This window comes from Belnapia sp. F-4-1 (genome assembly GCF_000802185.1).
GTDB lineage: Bacteria > Pseudomonadota > Alphaproteobacteria > Acetobacterales > Acetobacteraceae > Belnapia.
In genome coordinates, this window is record NZ_KN676113.1 from 5,119,822 (window position 1) to 5,137,171 (window position 17,350).

Annotated in this window: 13 protein-coding genes; 10 read left to right on the forward strand and 3 right to left on the reverse strand. The window is 70.5% G+C overall.

The genetic code is table 11. The features are described from left to right. Positions 1–2 precede the first annotated feature (2 nt). Genes LH62_RS24145 through LH62_RS24155 form a run of 3 tightly spaced genes read right to left on the reverse strand, consistent with a single transcriptional unit; the run spans position 3 to position 2,563 of the window. On the reverse strand, positions 3–821 hold the full coding sequence (locus LH62_RS24145; protein ID WP_236552620.1) for an ABC transporter permease: 819 nt from the start codon (positions 819–821) through the stop codon (positions 3–5). Further along, positions 821–1,759: an ABC transporter permease gene (locus tag LH62_RS24150; protein ID WP_043364656.1), complete on the reverse strand. Its 939-nt coding sequence runs from the start codon at positions 1,757–1,759 to the stop codon at positions 821–823. The genes LH62_RS24145 and LH62_RS24150 overlap by 1 nt, the downstream gene beginning before the upstream one ends. A gap of 39 nt (positions 1,760–1,798) precedes the next feature. Further along, complete coding sequence (locus tag LH62_RS24155; RefSeq protein ID WP_043364657.1) at positions 1,799–2,563, reverse strand: HpcH/HpaI aldolase/citrate lyase family protein; 765 nt, start codon at positions 2,561–2,563, stop codon at positions 1,799–1,801. 232 nt (positions 2,564–2,795) lie between these two features. Here LH62_RS24155 and LH62_RS24160 point away from each other — a divergent pair, with 232 nt between their 5' ends. The 10 genes from LH62_RS24160 (at position 2,796) to LH62_RS24205 (ending at position 17,349) form a co-directional block, all read left to right on the forward strand. Next, positions 2,796–3,653: a dimethylarginine dimethylaminohydrolase family protein gene (locus LH62_RS24160; RefSeq protein ID WP_043364658.1), complete on the forward strand. Its 858-nt coding sequence runs from the start codon at positions 2,796–2,798 to the stop codon at positions 3,651–3,653. After that, complete coding sequence (locus tag LH62_RS24165) at positions 3,650–5,044, forward strand: FAD-binding oxidoreductase (RefSeq protein WP_043364659.1); 1,395 nt, start codon at positions 3,650–3,652, stop codon at positions 5,042–5,044. The genes LH62_RS24160 and LH62_RS24165 overlap by 4 nt, the downstream gene beginning before the upstream one ends. A 25-nt stretch (positions 5,045–5,069) precedes the next feature. Continuing rightward, on the forward strand, positions 5,070–6,251 hold the full coding sequence (locus tag LH62_RS24170) for an MFS transporter (protein WP_043364660.1): 1,182 nt from the start codon (positions 5,070–5,072) through the stop codon (positions 6,249–6,251). 331 nt (positions 6,252–6,582) lie between these two features. Then, positions 6,583–7,770: an efflux RND transporter periplasmic adaptor subunit gene (locus LH62_RS24175; protein ID WP_160299881.1), complete on the forward strand. Its 1,188-nt coding sequence runs from the start codon at positions 6,583–6,585 to the stop codon at positions 7,768–7,770. 6 nt (positions 7,771–7,776) lie between these two features. Beyond that, positions 7,777–10,974, forward strand: coding sequence for an efflux RND transporter permease subunit (locus LH62_RS24180; RefSeq protein ID WP_043364662.1), 3,198 nt, complete (start codon positions 7,777–7,779; stop codon positions 10,972–10,974). Then, positions 10,971–12,218 (forward strand): glycosyltransferase, encoded by a 1,248-nt coding sequence (locus LH62_RS24185; RefSeq protein WP_043364663.1) that lies wholly within the window; start codon positions 10,971–10,973, stop codon positions 12,216–12,218. The genes LH62_RS24180 and LH62_RS24185 overlap by 4 nt, the downstream gene beginning before the upstream one ends. Positions 12,219–12,296: 78 nt before the next feature. After that, entirely contained in the window at positions 12,297–14,630 is a 2,334-nt protein-coding gene (locus LH62_RS24190) for a xanthine dehydrogenase family protein molybdopterin-binding subunit (protein ID WP_043364664.1), read from the forward strand. Between the two features lie 177 nt (positions 14,631–14,807). Continuing rightward, complete coding sequence (ppa, locus tag LH62_RS24195) at positions 14,808–15,341, forward strand: inorganic diphosphatase (protein WP_043364665.1); 534 nt, start codon at positions 14,808–14,810, stop codon at positions 15,339–15,341. Then, positions 15,338–16,057: a PIG-L deacetylase family protein gene (locus LH62_RS24200; protein WP_043364666.1), complete on the forward strand. Its 720-nt coding sequence runs from the start codon at positions 15,338–15,340 to the stop codon at positions 16,055–16,057. The genes ppa and LH62_RS24200 overlap by 4 nt, the downstream gene beginning before the upstream one ends. Positions 16,058–16,059: 2 nt before the next feature. After that, on the forward strand, positions 16,060–17,349 hold the full coding sequence (locus tag LH62_RS24205) for a DUF445 domain-containing protein (protein ID WP_043364667.1): 1,290 nt from the start codon (positions 16,060–16,062) through the stop codon (positions 17,347–17,349). The last annotated feature ends 1 nt before the right edge of the window (position 17,350 follow it).

Below are 17,350 nucleotides of genomic sequence, written 5' to 3' on the forward strand. Positions count from 1 at the left end.
GCTCACCCCCGGCGCAGGCCGTCGGCCACCAGCGTCGCGCCGGCGACGGCGAGCAGGATGCAGAGGCCCGGCCAGACCGCCTGCATCGGCGCGGAGAAGACCATCTCCTGGGCGTTGGACAGCATGTTGCCCCAGCTCGGCGCGGGCGGTTGGATGCCCAAGCCCAGGAAGCTCAGCGTGCTTTCGGCGAGGATTGCCCCGGCGACGGCGAGCGCCGCGGCGACGCCGATGGGCCCCGCGATATTCGGCAGCACGTGGCGCAGCAGCACCCGCGCCTCGCTGGCGCCCGAGACGCGCGCTGCCGCCACGTAGTCGAGCGAGAGCTGGGTCAGCGCCGCCGCCCGCGCCAGCCGGGCGGTGCCGACCCAGCCGAAGGCGACGAGGATCACGACGATGCGGAGAATGTCGAAGGCGGCCTCGCCGCGCGGCAGGCCGAAGCGCCCGGTATCGACCGCCGCCAGCACGACGAGCAGCGGCAGCGCCGGCAGGGCCAGCAGCCCATCGGCCAGCCGCATCAGCACGGCATCGGCCCAGCCGCCGCGCCACGCGGCGAGCAGGCCGACCGCCGTGCCGAGGCCCGTCGCGCCGATCGCCACCGCAAGCCCGACGCTGAGCGAAACCCGCGCGCCATGCAGCAGCCGCAGCAGGAGGTCCCGCCCCAGTTCGTCGGTGCCGAGTGGGTGGGCGGCGGTGGCCTCGCCGTAGCGCGCCAGCAGGTCGGGGCTGAAGGGGTCGGCGCCGAGCCAGCCCTGCGCCCAGCCCGCGCCCGCCGCCCCGAGCCCGAGCAGGCCGAGCAGCAGCAGCCCCAGCGCCAGCCGCATCAATGCGCCAGCCGCGGATCGATCAGCCGCTGCACGCAATCGGCCGCGAGTGTCGCCAGCATCGTCACCAACGCCGCCAGCAGCAGGGCAAGCAGCGCCAGGTTGTAGTCGTTGCCCATGATGCTGTCATAGATCAGCTTGCCCATCCCCGGCCGGGCGAAGATCGTCTCGGTCACCAAAGCGCCGGAGACGAGGCTGCCGGCATCGAGCGCCGCAACGGTCACCACCGGGATCGCCGCATTGGGGAAAGCATGGCCCCAGACCACCTGCCGCTCCGGGAGGCCCTTCATTCGCGCCGTGCGGATATAGGGCTGCGCCATCTCCTGCCGCATGGCGGCGAGGCTGTGCCGCGCATAGGCGGCGACGTTGACGAAGGCGAGCGTCGCCACGGGCAGCAGGAGGAAGCGCGCCGCCTCGGCGAGGCTGCCGCCCTCTCCCGTCCCGCCCGCCGGGAGCCAGCCGAGTTCGACGGCGAAGAGGATGACCAGGAGAATGCCGAGCCAGAAGCCTGGAAGGGATTGCGCCAGCAGCGCCAGGCCATCGGCGAGCGCGCCCATGCCCCGCCGTGTCGCACCCAGCACGCCGAGCGCGATGCCGATTCCGGCCGAAAGCAGCAGCGCCCAGCCGAGCAGCACCAGGGTGGAGCGCAGCGCCGGCCAGAGCACCGCTGTCGCCGGCAGGGCGTAGAGGCGGGAGAAGCCGAATTCGCCCCGCAGCACGGCAGCCGCCCAGGCGAGATAGCGTTCGGCGAGCGGGCGGTCGAGGCCGTGCAGCGCGCGCAGGCGCGCGGCGTCGGCGGCCGTCAGCCGCGGGTCGGCCGCCATGGCGAGGTCGAGCGGATCGCCTGGCATCAGCCCCATCGCCAGCCAGACCAGCGCGGAGAGGATGGCAAGCACCACCCCGATCTGCACCAGCCTGCCGGCGATGAGGCGCAGCATGGCAACTCCCCGTCAGGCCGGGCGAAGGCTCCCCGCGGATTAACCGCCGCGGGTTTCCTTGATCGCGGCCTTCGCCGCATTGACCATCAGCCCGACCTCGTTGCCGCCGACGGTCACGAGCTTGAAGCCCATGTCGATCATCTTCTTCGCGTATTTCGGCGAGGAATTATGCAGCCCCGCCGCGATGCCGCGCTTCGAGGTTTCCTTGATGAGCCGCTCGTAGATCTTCAGGATTTCCGGCTCCTCGCGGTCGAGGATCGCCGGCATGCCGAGCGACAGGCCGAGATCGGAGGGGCCGACATAGATCGCGTCGATCCCCGGCACGTCGAGGATGGCCTCGAGGTTGTCGAGCGCCGTCTGCGTCTCGATCATCGGGATCACGAGGATCTCGTCATTCGCGGTCTTCTGGTAGCCGCCCGCCTCGCCATAGACGCCGGCGCGGATCGGGCCGTTGCTGCGGGTGCCGCGCGGCGGATACTTGGAGTACTGGACGAGCTGGCGCGCCTCGGCCTCGGTGTTCACCATCGGGCAGATGACGCCATAGGCGCCGGCATCCAGCACCTTGCCGATGATGCCCGGCTCGTTCCACGGCACGCGGACCATCGGCAGCACGCCCGAGGGCTGCATGCCCTGGAAGCAGGCGACGCAGGAAAGGTAGTCCTGCACGCCGTGCTGCATGTCGACGGTGACGCTGTCCCAGCCGGCCTGGCTGTACATCTCGGCGCTGAAGGCGTTCGGAATGGCGAGCCAGCCATTCACCACGGCCTTGCCGGCCTGCCATGCTGCCTTGACCTTGTTGGGCATCGTTTCCCCCTTGGGAGTCCATAATCGGGATGGCGACGCTAGGCGCGGGCCGCGGGGGCGTCAACGCGCGGCGGACGTCGCGAATTAGCATTGATCCGTGCGGGGATGCGCCTCGCCACCAGCCGGTCCCGTGGCGGCGGTTGCCGGGGCTCGGCTGCTGCGCCGCCTCAAGCCTTGAGGTCTCGATGCCGCTCTCTGGACGCCGTCGCCCGGCCCCGGCACCCTGGCCGGCATGCCCGACTGGACCGTCACTTCCGAAACCGGCCGCCTGACCGACGTGCTGGTCTGCGCCCCCGACCACTACCGCTGGCTGCCGACCAACAGCATCGCCCGCCGGACGCTCGCCGGCGGCGGCGAGGCCGACCTCCAGGGCCTGCAATCCCAGCACCGTGAACTGGTTGCGGCGCTGGAGCAGGGCGGCGCCACCGCCCATCACCTGCCGCCCGAGCCGCATCTGCCCTACATGGCCTATACCCGCGACAGCGTGGTGGTGACGCATCGCGGCCCCGTCCTCTGCCAGCTGGAGCGGCCGCAGCGTCGCGGCGAGTATGCCGCGCTTATCGACTGGCATGGCGGGCACTTCTGGCGGAAATCCTCGGCCGGGACGCTGGAGGGGGGCGATGTCCACATCCTCCGCCCCGGCCTCGCGCTGGTCGGCGCCTCTGGCGGCCGCACCGATCTCGACGGGGCGGAGCAGCTGGCCTTCTGGCTGCGCGCCGAGGGCTGGGAGGTGCGCATCCAGCCCTTCGACGAGCATTTCCTGCATCTCGACGTGCTGTTCTGCCTGGCCGCGCCCGGCCTCGCCGTCGCCTGCCTGGACGTGCTGCCCGATGACTTCATCGCCTGGTTGACGGAGCGGGGCATCGCCTGCCTGCCCGTGCCCTACCGGGCGGCGATGCAGCTTGGCTGCAACATCCTTTCCCTCGGCGAAGAGCGCGTGATATCGGCAGCCGAGAGCCGCGACCTCAATGCCGCGCTGCGGGCGGAGGGGCTCACCGTGCTCGACCCCGCCCTTTCGCTCTTCACCGCCGGCGGCGGCGGCCCGCATTGCCTGACCTGCCCGCTGCACCGGGCCGAGGAAACCCCATGAATACCATCGCCCCCCGCCCCGTGGATGCCGTCATCGCCGCCCTGCGCGATCTCATCGGGGACCGCCTTTCGACCGCCCAGGCGGTGCGCGAGCAGCACAGCCGCGGCGAGGACCAGACGCCGCCCACCCTCCCCGATGCCGTCGCCTTCCCCGAGAGCACGGAGGAGGTCAGCCGCATCCTGGCCCTCTGCCACCAGCACGGCGTCCCCCTCGTCGCCTTCGGCGCCGGCACCAGCCTCGAAGGGCATGTGAACCCGGTGCGGCGGGGCATCTCGCTCGACCTGTCGCGGATGACGAACATCCTCGAGGTCAATGGCGAGGACATGGACTGCCTGATCGAGCCCGGCGTCACCCGCCATCAGCTCAATGACTACCTGCGCGACCAGGGCATGTTCTTCCCGGTCGATCCGGGCAGCCATTGCACCATCGGCGGCATGTGCGCGACGCGGGCCAGCGGCACCTGCGCCGTGCGCTACGGCACCATCCGCGAGAACGTCCTCGGCCTCGAGGTGGTGCTGGCCGATGGCCGCGTCATCCAGACCGGCGGGCGGGCCCGCAAGGCGGCGAACGGCTACGACCTGACGCGGCTCTTCATCGGCTCCGAGGGCACGCTCGGCGTCATCACCAGGATCAGGCTGCGCCTGCACGGCATCCCGGAGGCGATGTCGGCGGCGGTCTGCCAGTTCCCCGACCTGAAATCGGCGGTGGAGACCACCATCGCCACCATGCAGGCCGGCATTCCCGTCGCCCGGATCGAGCTGCTGGATGCCGACCAGATGCAGGCCTGCATCAGCTACTCGAAGCTCGAGGGCTACCGGGCGACGCCGACCCTCTTCCTCGAATTCCACGGCAGCCCGGCGGCGGTGCAGGAGCAGGCCGAAACGGTGGAGGCCATCGCCACCGAGATGGGCGGCGAGGGCTTCGCCTGGGCCACGGACGCTGAATCGCGCAACCGGCTGTGGAAGGCGCGGCACGACGCCTACTGGGCGGCCGTCGCGCTGATCCCCGGCTATCGTGCCATCACCACCGATGTTTGCGTGCCGATCTCGCGCCTCGCCGAGGCGATCCTCGGCGCCAAGGCCGATGCGGTGGCGGCGGGCGCCACCACCTGCATCGTCGGCCATGTCGGCGACGGCAATTTCCACCAGGTCATCCTCTACGATCCGAACGATCCGCAGGGCCACGAAAAGGCCTGGGAGATCGACCGCAAGATCGTGGCGCGCGGCCTGGCGCTGGGGGGAACCTGCTCCGGCGAGCATGGCGTGGGCCTCGGCAAGCGCGAATTCCTGGAGCAGGAGCACGGGCCGGAGGCGCTGGCGCTGATGCGCGGCATCAAGGCGGGCTTCGACCCCAAGGGCATCCTCAACCCGGGCAAGCTGTTCCGGAACTAAGCTTCGAGTTCAAAGGGTAGGAAACGTGCCGCCAATCCGCGGCCCCGCAGTGCCGATCCTGGCGCTGACGCTCGGCCATGTCTTCTCCAACGCCGTTCGCACCTTGCCGGCGCTGGCCGCCGACGTGCTGCAACGCGACCTCGGCCTCTCGCCGGACGGCCTCGCCGCCGTCACCGGGGCCTTCGCGCTGACCTTCGCCCTTTGCATGGTGCCGGTCGGGGTGGGGCTGGACCGCTTCGGCGTCCGCCGCACCGCGCTCACCGTGCTGGCGATCGCCGCCGCCGGGGCGCTGCTCGCCGCCACGGCGACGAGTGCGGCCGGCATGCTGGTCGCCCAGGTCGTGCTCGGCATCGGCTGCTCGGGGATGCTGATGGGGCCGATGACCTTCGCCGCCCGCGGCGTGCCGCCGGCGCGCTTCGCCCTCTGGTCCGGCATCATCCTCACCGTCGGCAATACCGGGATGCTGCTTTCCGGCAGCCCGCTCGCCTGGCTGGTTGATGCGCAGGGCTGGCGGGCCGGCTTCCTCGCCACGGCGGCGCTGGCGGTGCTGGCGATGCTCGCCGTCGCGCTGACGGTGCATCACCCGCCCCCGGAGCGCGGCGGGCGCCGCTCGCTGCTTCAGGATGCTGGTGAGGTCGTCGCCATCGCCGCTTCGCCCGTGCTCCGGCCGCTGATGGTCTTCAGCTTCGCCAGCCTGGCCGTGGTGCTCGGGCTGCGCGGGCTTTGGGGCGGGCCCTGGCTGATGGAGGCGAAGGGCCTCACCCGCATCGAGGCCGGGCATGTCCTCTCGCTCTGCGCGCTCGCGCTCACCGTTTCCCCCGTCATCTGCGGTTGGGCGGAGCGGCGGATCGGCCGGCCGGTGCTGATGCTGGCCGCGAGCCATTACGCCGTGGCCGGGCTGATCCTCGCGCTGCTGGCCGGGCGCGGCCTGCCGCCGGCCTGGGACGCGGCGATCTTCGCGCTGATTGGCGCGGTGATCTCGGTGCAGTCGGTGGTCTTCGGCCAGGTTCGCGCCGCGGTGCCGCCGGAGCGTGCGGGGCGGGCGCTTTCGGCGGTGAACATCGCCTTCTTCGGGGGCGCGGCGGTAATGCAGGCGGTCTCGGGCCTCGCCGCCGCCTGGGCCGGGGTGGGCGCGGCACTGGGGAGCTTCGCCGTCGCGCTGATCCTTTGCACCAGCGGCTTCCTCCTGCTGCGCCGAAAAGCCTAGCCTCGGGTCCTGCTCAGGAGCCCCCTCCCCGCCCTCGACGACAGGCCGGGGCGCCCTCGCCGTGCTCGCGCAGCGTTGAGGCAGCCTCTCCCGATACCGTGATGCTTCCGCACCAGGTTGCAGATCATCACATTTCGTCACCGGCAGCCCGCCCTCCCCCGCCTGGTGCCGGTCAGGGCGAAGGGCGCGGCGGTTCCGGCGGATGGCGGGGCGGATGGCCGTTACAGTTCGGACAGACTGCTTCCGCGCGGATGGCCGCTATTCGAGGAATTCATCTGGTCCCGGGTGGGACGCCCTGGTATCGCCAGCGGCTCCGATCCGGATGACCTGCATGATGCGCCGCCTCCCCGCCGCTCTCCTGCTCACCATGCTTGCCCTGCCCGCCGAGGCCCAGTTCGGGCCCCAGGGCCCGCCGGCCGTCGGCGTCATGCCGGCGAACCGCCAGCCGGTGACCGAGAGCACCGAGTTCACCGGTCGGATCGAGGCGGTGAACCGCGTCGAGATCCGCGCCCGCGTCACCGGCTTCCTCCAGGAGCGCGCCTTCACCGAGGGCCAGGAGGTGAAGGCCGGCGAGGTGCTGTTCCGCATCGAGAAGCCGCCCTTCGAGGCGCAGCTGGAGCAGGCGCGGGCCAATGTCGCCTCCGCCCAGGCGACGCTCGAGAATGCCCGCGTGGCGCTGGCCCGCGCCCGTGAGTTGCAGCAGACCGGCGCCGGCACCCGCGTCGCGCTCGACAATGCCCAGGCGCAGGAGCGGACGGCGAATGCCCAGCTGCTCGGCGCCCAGGCCGCGGTGCGCGTTGCCGAAATCAGCCTCGGCTATACCGACATCCTTTCGCCGATCGACGGCAAGATCGGCCGCGCCAGCCTGACGCCCGGCAACGTCGTCACGCCGACCCTGACCGATCCGCTGGCCGTCGTCGTCAGCCAGGACCCGATGCGCGTGGTCTTCACCGTAAGCTCGCGCACGGCGGGCGAGCTTCAGGCGCGCTACGAGAGCCGCGGCGGGGTCAATGCCGTCGTGGTCCGCGTGCGGCTGAGCGACGGGCGGCCCTACCCGCAAGCCGGGCGCATCGAGTTCATCGATACCCAGGTCGACCGCAACACGGACAGCCTGTTGATCCGCGCGCTCATCCCGAACCCCCGGCGCGCCGGCGTCCAAGCCGGCAGCCCCGGCGACCGGGAACTGATCGACGGGCAGTTCGTCACCGTCGCGGTCGAGGGCGTGGAGCCGGTGCAGGCCATCGTGCTGCCCCGCGCCGCCGTGCTGCAGGACCAGGGCGGCAACTATGTCCTCGTCGTCGACAACGAGAAGAAGGCGCAGCGCCGCCCGGTCCGCCTCGGCCGCACCATCCGCGACCAGGTGGTGGTCGAGGACGGGCTCCAGGGCGGCGAGCAGGTGATCAGCGACGGGCTGCAGCGGGTGCGGCCGGGCCAGGAGGTGAATGCAGGGCCGGCCGGCGCGCCGCCGCCGGGCGCCAGGCCACCTGGCGCGCCTGCCGCTGGCGGCCGGCCGGGCTGACGCATCATGATCTCCAGCGTCTTCGTCGACCGCCCCCGGCTGGCGATCGTCATCGCCATCGTCATCACCCTGGCCGGCCTGCTGGCCCTGCTGCGGATTCCCGTGGCGCAGTTCCCGGACATCGTCCCGCCCCAGGTCTCGGTGAATGCGACCTATCCGGGCGCCTCGGCCGCCGTCATCGAATCAACCGTCGCGCAGATCGTCGAAAGCGCCGTGAACGGCGTCGAGAACATGATCTACATGCGCTCGAACAGCGCCAATGACGGCACCTATCAGCTCTCGGTCAGCTTCGCCCTCGGGTCCAACCCGGACATCAACACGGTCAACGTCAACAACCGCATCCAGGCGAACATCGCCCGCCTTCCGCAGGAGGTTCAGCGGGCCGGGCTCATCGTGCGCAAGCAGTCCTCCTCGGTGCTGCAGTTCGTCGCGCTGACCTCGGCCAATCCGGACCACACGCCGCTCTTCCTGTCGAACTACCTCACCATCAACATGGTCGACCGCATGTCCCGCGTGCCGGGCGTCGGCCAGGTGAACATCTTCGGCGCGCAGAACTATTCCATGCGCGTCTGGTTCGAGATCGATCGGCTGACCAGCCTGAACCTGACGCCGCAGGACCTGATCGCGGCAATCCAGAGCCAGAACATCCAGGCCGCGGTCGGCCGCATCGGCGCCCAGCCGATCCCCGACACGCAGCAATTCCAGATGAACATCCAGACGCTCGGGCGGCTGATCACGCCGGAGCAGTTCAGCGACATCATCATCCGGGCCAATCCGGACGGCTCCGTGCTGCGGGTCCGCGACGTGGCGCGCGTCGAGCTCGGCGCGCAGAGCATGGACACGGTGAGCCGGCTGAACGCCCAGCCCGCCGTCACCGTCGGCGTCTACCTCTCGCCCGGCGCCAATGCCGTGACCGTCTCCAACGCCATGAAGCGCACGCTGGAGGAGATGTCGACCCGCTTCCCCGAGGGGATGCGGCAGCAGGTGCTCTACGACAGCTCCACCTTCGTCGTGGACACGATCGAGGAGGTGATCCACACGCTGATCGAGGCCTTCGTCCTCGTCGTCATCGTGGTCTACCTCTTTCTCGGCTCGTTCCGGGCAACGATCATCCCGACCATCGCGGTGCCGGTGAGCCTGATCGGCGCCTTCGCCATCCTGCTCGCCATCGGCTACAGCGCCAATACCGTTTCCCTGCTCGCCATGGTGCTGGCCATCGGCATCGTCGTCGACGACGCGATCGTCGTCGTCGAGAATGTCGAGCGGGTGATGGAGGAGCACCCGGACTGGACGCCCAACCGGGCGGTGAAGCAGGCCATGGCCGAGATCACCGCGCCGATCATCGCCATCACCCTGGTGCTGCTTTCGGTCTTCGTCCCCATCGCCTTCATCCCCGGCCTCTCGGGCGTGCTGTTCCGGCAATTCGCGGTAACCATCTCGGCGGCGATGGTGATCTCGGCGCTGAACGCGCTGACCCTCTCGCCCGCGCTCTGCGTGCTGTTCCTTCGCCATACCGGGCCGAAGCGGGGGCCGATCAAGTACATCCTGCGCGGCATCGACAAGGTCCGCGACGGCTATGCGGGCATCGTCAGGCGGATCGTCCGGCTCTCGGTTGTCTCGCTGGTGCTGACGGCGGCCATCGGCTTCGGCATCTTCACCATCGGCTCGAAGACGCCGCAAGGCTTCCTACCGCAGGAGGACCAGGGCACATTCTTCGTGCAGGTCTCGCTGCCGCAGGCGGCCTCGCTCTCCCGCACGCGGGCGACGGTGGAGCAAGTCGAGGGCATCCTGAAGGGCATCCCGGCGGTCGAGAACGTCCTGGCGATCGTCGGCTTCTCGCTGATTGACCAGGGCGCGCAGTCCAACTCCGCCTTCATCGTGGCGCGGCTGAAGCCCTTCGACCAGCGCACCGACCCGGCTGACTCCGTCTTTGCCTCCATCGGGCGGGTCTTCGGCGCCGGGGCGAATGTGCGGACGGCGACGGTTGTCGCCTTCAACCTGCCGCCGATCATCGGCCTCGGCACCGGCGGCGGCTTCGAGTACCAGCTGCAGGACCTCCAAGGGCGTGACCCGGCGGAGCTGGGCAGCGCGATGCTCGGCCTCGTCGTCGCGGCGAACCAGGACCCCCGCCTGCAGCAGGTCTTCTCGACCTTCTCGGCGGCGACGCCCTCGCTCTTCCTCGATGTGGACCGGGACAAGGCGCAGGCGCTCGGCATCCCGATCTCCAACATCTTCTCGGCGCTGCAGGCCTCGCTCGGCGGGTTCTACGTCAACGACTTCAACCTGTTCGGCCGCACCTGGCAGGTGAACATCCAGGCCGAGGCGCAGGACCGCGACGACATCGACGACATCTGGCGCATCCGGGTGCGCAACAGCCGCGGCGACATGGTGCCGCTGCGCGCCTTCGCCGATGTGCGGATCGTGGTCGGGCCGCAGACCATCAGCCGCTACAACAACTACCGCGCGGTGCTGGTGAACGGCGCGCCGAAGCCCGGCGTCTCCTCGGGCGATGCGCTGAATGCCATGGAGGAGCTCTCGCGCCGGGTGCTGCCGGCGGGCTACGGCTATGAATGGACCGGCACGGCTTATCAGGAGAGGCTGGCGGCGGGGCAGACCATCTACGTGGTCGCGCTGGCCATCCTCTTCGCCTACCTGTTCCTTGTCGCCCTCTACGAAAGCTGGACCATCCCCGTGCCGGTGCTGCTGTCGGTGGCGGTGGGCGGCCTCGGCTCCTTCCTCGCCATCCAGATCGCCGGGCTCAGCCTCGACGTCTATGCGCAGATCGGCCTCGTCGTGCTGATCGCGCTGGCGGCGAAGAACGGCATCCTCATCATCGAATTCGCCAAGGATGCGCGGGAGCGCGGCATGTCGATCCGCGATGCGGCGATCGAGGGCTCCCGGCTCCGGTTCCGCGCGGTGATGATGACCTCGATCGCCTTCGTCCTCGGCCTCGTGCCGCTGGTGACGGCCTCGGGCGCGGCGATGCTCTCCCGGCGCGCGGTCGGGACGCCGGTCTTCGGCGGGATGCTGGCGGCCTCGCTGCTCGGCATCTTCATGATCCCGATGCTCTATGTCGTCTTCCAGGCAATGCGGGAGCGGGTGAAGGGGTGGATGGGCGTGCGGCCGGTGGAGGCGCATGCCTCGGTCGGGCCGGGCCAGTCGCCACAGCCGGCGCCGGACAAGCCGGACAGCACCCGGCCTTGAGCCGCATCCTCCTCGCCACCACCGGCTCGCTCGGGGACCTCTTCCCCTATCTGGCGGTGGCGACGGGGCTGGAGCGGCGGGGGCACGAAGTCACCATCGCCACGGCTGAGGGGTACCGCGGGCGGGTCGAGGCGGCCGGGCTTGGCTTCGCCCCGATGCGCCCGACCATGCCGGAGGGGGAGCCGGACCTTGAGGCCTTCGCCCGGGCGATGGACCCGCGGACCGGCTCCGAATTCGTCTGGCGGACCCTGGTGGTCGAGCCGATCCGTGAGGCCTATGCCGACCTGATGGCGGCCTCGGAGGGGATGGAGCTCATCCTCGCCAGCCCGGTCGCGGCCGCGGCGCCGATGGTGGCGGAGCGGCGCGGGCTGCCCTGGGCGCCGGCCTATCTGCAACCCTTCACCCTGTTCTCGGCGCGCGACCCCGGCATACCGGGCGGTTATGACTGGCTTTGGCGGGCGGACTGGCTGCGGCGCCTGGCCGGGCCGGCGATCCGCGGCGTGGCTCGGTGGACGACCGGACGTTGGTCGCGCGAGGTCGCGGCCTTCCGGGCGGAGCTCGGCCTGGCGGCGGCCTCCGACCCGATCCTCAATGCCGCGGGGCCGCCGCCCTTCGCCCTCGCGCTCTTCTCGCCGCTGCTGATGCCGGGGGAGCCGGCGGCGACGGGCTTTCCCTTCTGGGACGAGCCGGCGGCGATGCCGCGGGAGCTGGCGCGCTTCCTCGCGGGCGGGCCGCCGCCGCTGGTCTTCACCCTGGGCTCGGCGGCGATCTATGCACCGGGCCGGTTCTTCGCCGAGAGCCTGGAGGCGGCGCGGCGGCTCGGCCAGCGGGCGGTGCTGCTGACCGGAACGGCGGCGAACCGGGCGGCACTCGGGCCGCTGCCGCCGGGGGTGCTGGCGGTGGACTACCTGCCGCATGCGGCGCTCTTCCCGGCGGCCTCGGCCATCATCCACCAGGGCGGCATCGGCACCTGCGCGCAGGCGATGCGGGCCGGGCGGCCGATGCTGGTGGTGCCCTTCAGCCATGACCAGCCGGACAATGCGGCGCGGCTGGCGCGCCTCGGCATCGCCGCCAGCCTGCCGGCCGGGCGCTACACGGCGGAGGGCGCGGCCCGGGCGCTCGCCCCGCTGCTGGAGGACCCGGAGGTGGAAGTCCGCACCGGGTCCATCGGCCGGACGGTCCGGGCGGAGGACGGGGTCGGTGCCGCCTGCGACCGGGTGGAGGCCGCGCTCCGCGCGCGGTGATTTCACGCCGACCCCCCTTCCCGTTCCCCCCTTCCTCCGCAGATGATGGGGGAGAAATCGAACGGGAGGGGTATCCCCATGGCGAAATTCGGTCTGAGCCAGCCGGTGCGACGCATCGAGGATCCGCGCCTGCTGGTCGGCGGCGGCCGCTATACCGATGACATCGCCATGCCGGGCGTCGCCCATGGCATGGTGCTGCGCAGCCCGCATGCGGCGGCGAAGATCCTGTCGATCGACACCTCGGCCGCCATGGCGGTGCCAGGCGTGCTGGCCGTCATCACCGGGAAGGACTGGGAGGCGGAGGGGCTCGGCGAGATTCCCTGCGTCATCCCGCTGAAGAACCGCGACGGGAGCGAGCGCCTCAACACCCCGCGCGGGGCGCTGGCGACGGACCGGGTGCGGCATGTCGGCGATGCGGTGGCCTTCGTCGTCGCCGAGACGCATGAGGCGGCGCGGGACGGGGCCGAGGCGGTGATGGTCGATTACGACGTGCTGCCGGCGGCGACCGACCTCGCCACCGCCTACAAGCCCGGCGCGCCGCTCGTCTGGGACGAGGTGCCGAACAACACCGTCTTCGACTGGGAGACGGGCGACAAGGCGAAGGCCGAGGCGCTTGTCGCGCAGGCGGCGCATGTGACGAAGCTGACGGTCGTCAACAACCGCGTCATCGTCAACAGCCTCGAGGTCCGCGCCGCGACCGCGGAATACGACGCGGCCAATGAGAAGTTCACCCTGTTCTGCGGCACCCAGGGCAGCTGGCTGGTGAAGAACCTGCTGGCCGAAAGCGTCTTCCACCTGCCGCCGGAGAAGTTCCGCGTGGTGACGCCCGATGTCGGCGGCGGCTTCGGCATGAAGCTCTACCTGTACGGCGAGTATGCGCTGGTCTGCATGGCGGCGCGCCGTCTTGGCCGGCCGGTGAAGTGGACGAGCGAGCGGACCGAGGCCTTCCAGTCCGACACCCAGGGCCGCGACAACATCACCGAGGCGGAGCTGGCGCTCGACAAGGACGGCAAGTTCCTCGCGCTGCGCACCACCAACTACGCGGGGATGGGCGCCTACCTCTCGACCTTCGCGCCGATGATCCCGACCGGCGCGGGCACCAAGGTTCTGGCAAGCGTCTACAACTTCCAGGCGATCCATGCCCATGTCATCGGCGTGCTGACGAACACCGTCCCGGTCGATGCCTATCGCGGCGCCGGGCGGCCGGAGAGCAATTACGTCGTCGAGCGGCTGATCGATGCCGCGGCGCGCGAGATGGGCATCGACCGCATCGAGTTGCGGCGCCGCAACATGGTGCCGGCGAGCGCCATGCCCTATGTCACCGCCGTCGGCCAGCGCTACGACAGCGGCGAGTTCGGCGCGGTGCTTGATGCGGCGCTGAGGAATGCCGACTGGGCCGGCTTCGCCGCGCGCCGCAAGGCTTCCGAGGCGAAGGGCCGGCGGCGCGGCATCGGCGTCGCCTACTATCTTGAGGCGACGGGCGGCGGGCCGACGGAGCGGGCCGAGGTGCGCTTTGCCGCCGATGGGATGGTGGATGTGCTGGTCGGCACGCAGAGCACCGGCCAGGGGCACGAGACGGCCTATGCCATGCTCACCAGCCATGAGCTCGGCATCCCGATGGAGAAGATCCGCATCGTCCAGGGCGATTCGGACGAGATCCCGACCGGCGGCGGCACGGGCGGCGCCCGCAGCCTGTATTCCGAGGGCCAGGCAATCCTGCTGACGGCCGCGACCGTCATCGAGAAGGGCAAGCAGGCCGCTTCCGAGCATCTGGAGGCTTCGGTCGCCGATATCGAGTTCACCACCACCGGCGGCCGCTTCTCGGTGGTCGGCACGGATCGGGGCGTCGATATCCTCTCGCTCGCCAATATCCAGCGGGAGCGGGCGGCGCGGGGCGAGTCCGCGACGCTGCTCGACGCGGCGGAGGTCGCGGAGATCAAGTCCCACACCTTCCCCAATGGCTGCCACATCGCCGAGGTGGAGGTCGATCCGGATACGGGGCTGATCGAGGTGCCGCGCTATGTGGTGGTCGACGACGTCGGGCATGCCATCAATCCGATGATCGTGCGCGGCCAGGTGCATGGCGGCGTCGCCCAGGGCATCGGCCAGGCGGTGCATGAGCGCACGGCCTACGACCCGGAGAGCGGCCAGCTGCTCTCGGCCTCCTTCATGGACTACGCCCTGCCGCGGGCGGAGGACCTGCCGGATATCGAGGTGGAGTTCCTTTCCGTCCCCTGCGAGACCAATCCGCTCGGCGTCAAGGGTGCCGGCGAGGCGGGGGCGGTGGGCTCGCCGCCGGCGCTGATGAATGCGCTGGTCGATGCGCTCTCGACCATGGGCGTCACCCATGTCGACATGCCGGCGACGCCGGAAAGCGTGTGGAAGGCAATCCACCTGGCGAAGGCCGCTTAGGCTTTCCCACGGATCTGCCTTCACGGCAGGAGGTGCGTCATCCTTCCGCGGCAAAGTCGCGGAAGGTTCCGGCTTCGGCAGAGGGTCATCGGCCGGGGAGTCGCCCAGTATGGGGCGTCAATGCTAAGGAAAGGGGTCCGGCCCAGTATGGGGCCCCTTTCTGGAGATTTAAGGTCCATGCGTCTCGACGCCATCGCCATCGGCAAGAACCCACCCGAGGACATCAATGTGGTGGTGGAGGTCGCCATCGGCGGCGAGCCGATCAAATACGAGATGGACAAGGAAGCCGGCACGCTGGTCGTGGACCGCTTCCTCTACACGCCGATGCGCTACCCGGGGAATTACGGCTTCGTCCCGCACACGCTGAGCGACGACGGCGACCCGATCGACGTGCTGATCGCCAATACCCGTCCGATCGTGCCGGGCGCCGTCATCAATGTCCGCCCGGTCGGCGTCCTCAAGATGGAGGATGACGGCGGCATCGACGAGAAGATCATCGCGGTGCCCTCGACGAAGCTGACGCGGCGCTACGAGAAGGTCACCAACTATTCCGACCTGCCGCAGATCACGCTCGACCAGATCAAGCACTTCTTCGAGCACTACAAGGATCTCGAGCCGGGCAAGTGGGTGAAGATCACCGGCTGGGGCGACGCCGCGGAGGCGAAGCAGCTGATCGAGGAAGCCGTCGAGCGCGCCAAGGCGGTGAAATGAGTGCCGGCACCGCTCTCGTCGTCAGCGCCCATTCGGCGGATTTCGTCTGGCGCGCGGGCGGTGCCATTGCCCTCCATGCGGAGCGTGGCTGGCAGGTAACGGTCGTCTGCCTGTCCTTCGGCGAGCGGGGCGAGAGCGCCAAGCTCTGGCGCCAGCCGGGGATGACGCTCGAGCGCGTCAAGGCGGAGCGCCGGGGCGAGGCGGAGCGCGCCGCCGCCGCGCTCGGCGTGCACGACCTGCAATTTTGGGATCTTGGCGACTATCCGCTGACGCTCACGCAGGAGAGCCTCTTTCGCCTCGCCGGTCTCTACCGGGCCCTCCGCCCCCGCTTCGTGCTGACGCACAGCAAGGCGGACCCCTACAACCACGACCATCCGGCCACGACCGACTTCGCCCAGCATGCCCGCATCATCGCCCAGGCACATGGGCATGAGCCGGGCGTGCCGGTGATCGGCGCGCCGCCGGTCTTTCTGTTCGAGCCGCATCAGCCGGAGCAGTGCGCCTGGGCGCCCGACATGCTGCTCGACATCACGCCAGTCTGGGAGCGGAAGCTCGCCGCCATCCGCTGCATGGCGGGGCAGGAGCACCTCTGGGACTACTACACCCGCGTCGCGCTCCAGCGCGGCGCCCAGGCGGCGCGAAATTCCGAACGTGCCGTGACCTATGGGGAGGGCTACCAGTCCGTCTTCCCGCATGTGGTGGAGAGCCTGGCCTGACCTTGCCGCCTGCTTCCCCGCCTACTGGCGCCGACCCCGAGGCGCCGCTCCGCCGCGCGCTCGCCCGCCATCGCGCCATCGCCACCGGCCTGCTCGTCGGCATGGCGGGGCTGCTGGTGTTCGCCTACTGGCTGCCGCCCGGCTACTGGACGGACATGCTCCAGGCCTCGGCCAAGGCCGGCGTCGTCGGCGGCATCGCCGACTGGTTCGCCGTCACCGCGCTGTTCCGCCGGCCGCTCGGCCTGCCGATCCCGCATACGGCGATCATCCCCCGTCAGAAGGAAAGGCTGGGCCAGGGGCTCGGGCGCTTCGTCGCCAACCATGTCTTCACCGAGGCCGAGGTGCGGCGCGTGATCGGCCGGCTCGACCTCGCCGGCATCCTGCGCGGGGTGATGGCCGACCCGGCCGCCGCCCGCCCCACCGCCGAGGCGATCGCCGCCAGCCTGCCGAAGCTGCTGGCCAGCATCGAGGACGGCCGGGCGCGACGGCTGCTCGGTCGGCTGCTGCCGCGCATGGCGGGCGGGCCGGGCGGTGCGCGCATCCTCGCCCGGGCGCTGCGGACGCTGATGGCAGGGGGGCGGCACAACGAGGTCTTCGACCTCGCCATCGGCCAGCTCCGCATCATCCTTGCCAGCAAGGAGGACCAGCTGCGCGGCGCGATCGAGCAGCGCGTCCGGGCGGAGGGCGGGGCGCTGGTCGGCTGGCTGGCCGGGGCGGCGGTGGCGCGGCGCATCCTCACCACCGTCAATGCCGAGCTGGCGCGGGTCGAGCCTTCCGACAGCGATCTGCGCGGCGCCTTCGAAGCCTGGCTTCAGAGCGAGATCGACAAGCTGGAGAGCGATCCGGAGCGGGCGGCTGCCGTGGGCCGGGCACTGCGCCAAGCCGTTTCCCACCCGACCGTCGCCGCCTGGATCGGCGATATCTGGGACCGGCTGAAGGCGGCGCTGATCGCCGATGCCGGAAATCCGCAGGGGCGGACGGTGGCGCTGCTGGAGGCCGCCTTCGTCAATGCCGGCAGCCTGCTGGAGCAGGACCCGGCAGCGCGCGACCGGCTGAACCGCGCGGCGGAAGGGCTGATCGCCACCATCCTGCCTTCCGCCCGGGCGCAGCTTGCCGGCTTCATCGCCCAGGTCGTCGCCGGCTGGGATACGACGCAGGTGACGGAGAAGATCGAGCTGCGGGTCGGGCGCGACCTGCAATATGTGCGGATGAACGGGACTTTGGTCGGCTTCCTGGTCGGTGGCGCACTCTTCGCCCTGCTCACGGCGGCGTTCGGTCGGGTAACCTTCTGAT

What these genes read in the sequence shown, in the direction of transcription:
- LH62_RS24165 (WP_043364659.1), top strand. Translation starts at nt 3,650, where the DNA reads ATGAATACCATCGCCCCCCGCCCCGTGGATGCCGTCATCGCCGCCCTG.
- LH62_RS24155 (WP_043364657.1), bottom strand. Translation starts at nt 2,563, where the DNA reads ATGCCCAACAAGGTCAAGGCAGCATGGCAGGCCGGCAAGGCCGTGGTG.
- LH62_RS24190 (WP_043364664.1), top strand. Translation starts at nt 12,297, where the DNA reads ATGGCGAAATTCGGTCTGAGCCAGCCGGTGCGACGCATCGAGGATCCG.
- LH62_RS24145 (WP_236552620.1), bottom strand. Translation starts at nt 821, where the DNA reads ATGCGGCTGGCGCTGGGGCTGCTGCTGCTCGGCCTGCTCGGGCTCGGG.
- LH62_RS24180 (WP_043364662.1), top strand. Translation starts at nt 7,777, where the DNA reads ATGATCTCCAGCGTCTTCGTCGACCGCCCCCGGCTGGCGATCGTCATC.
- LH62_RS24160 (WP_043364658.1), top strand. Translation starts at nt 2,796, where the DNA reads ATGCCCGACTGGACCGTCACTTCCGAAACCGGCCGCCTGACCGACGTG.
- LH62_RS24200 (WP_043364666.1), top strand. Translation starts at nt 15,338, where the DNA reads ATGAGTGCCGGCACCGCTCTCGTCGTCAGCGCCCATTCGGCGGATTTC.
- LH62_RS24175 (WP_160299881.1), top strand. Translation starts at nt 6,583, where the DNA reads ATGATGCGCCGCCTCCCCGCCGCTCTCCTGCTCACCATGCTTGCCCTG.
- LH62_RS24150 (WP_043364656.1), bottom strand. Translation starts at nt 1,759, where the DNA reads ATGCTGCGCCTCATCGCCGGCAGGCTGGTGCAGATCGGGGTGGTGCTT.
- ppa (WP_043364665.1), top strand. Translation starts at nt 14,808, where the DNA reads ATGCGTCTCGACGCCATCGCCATCGGCAAGAACCCACCCGAGGACATC.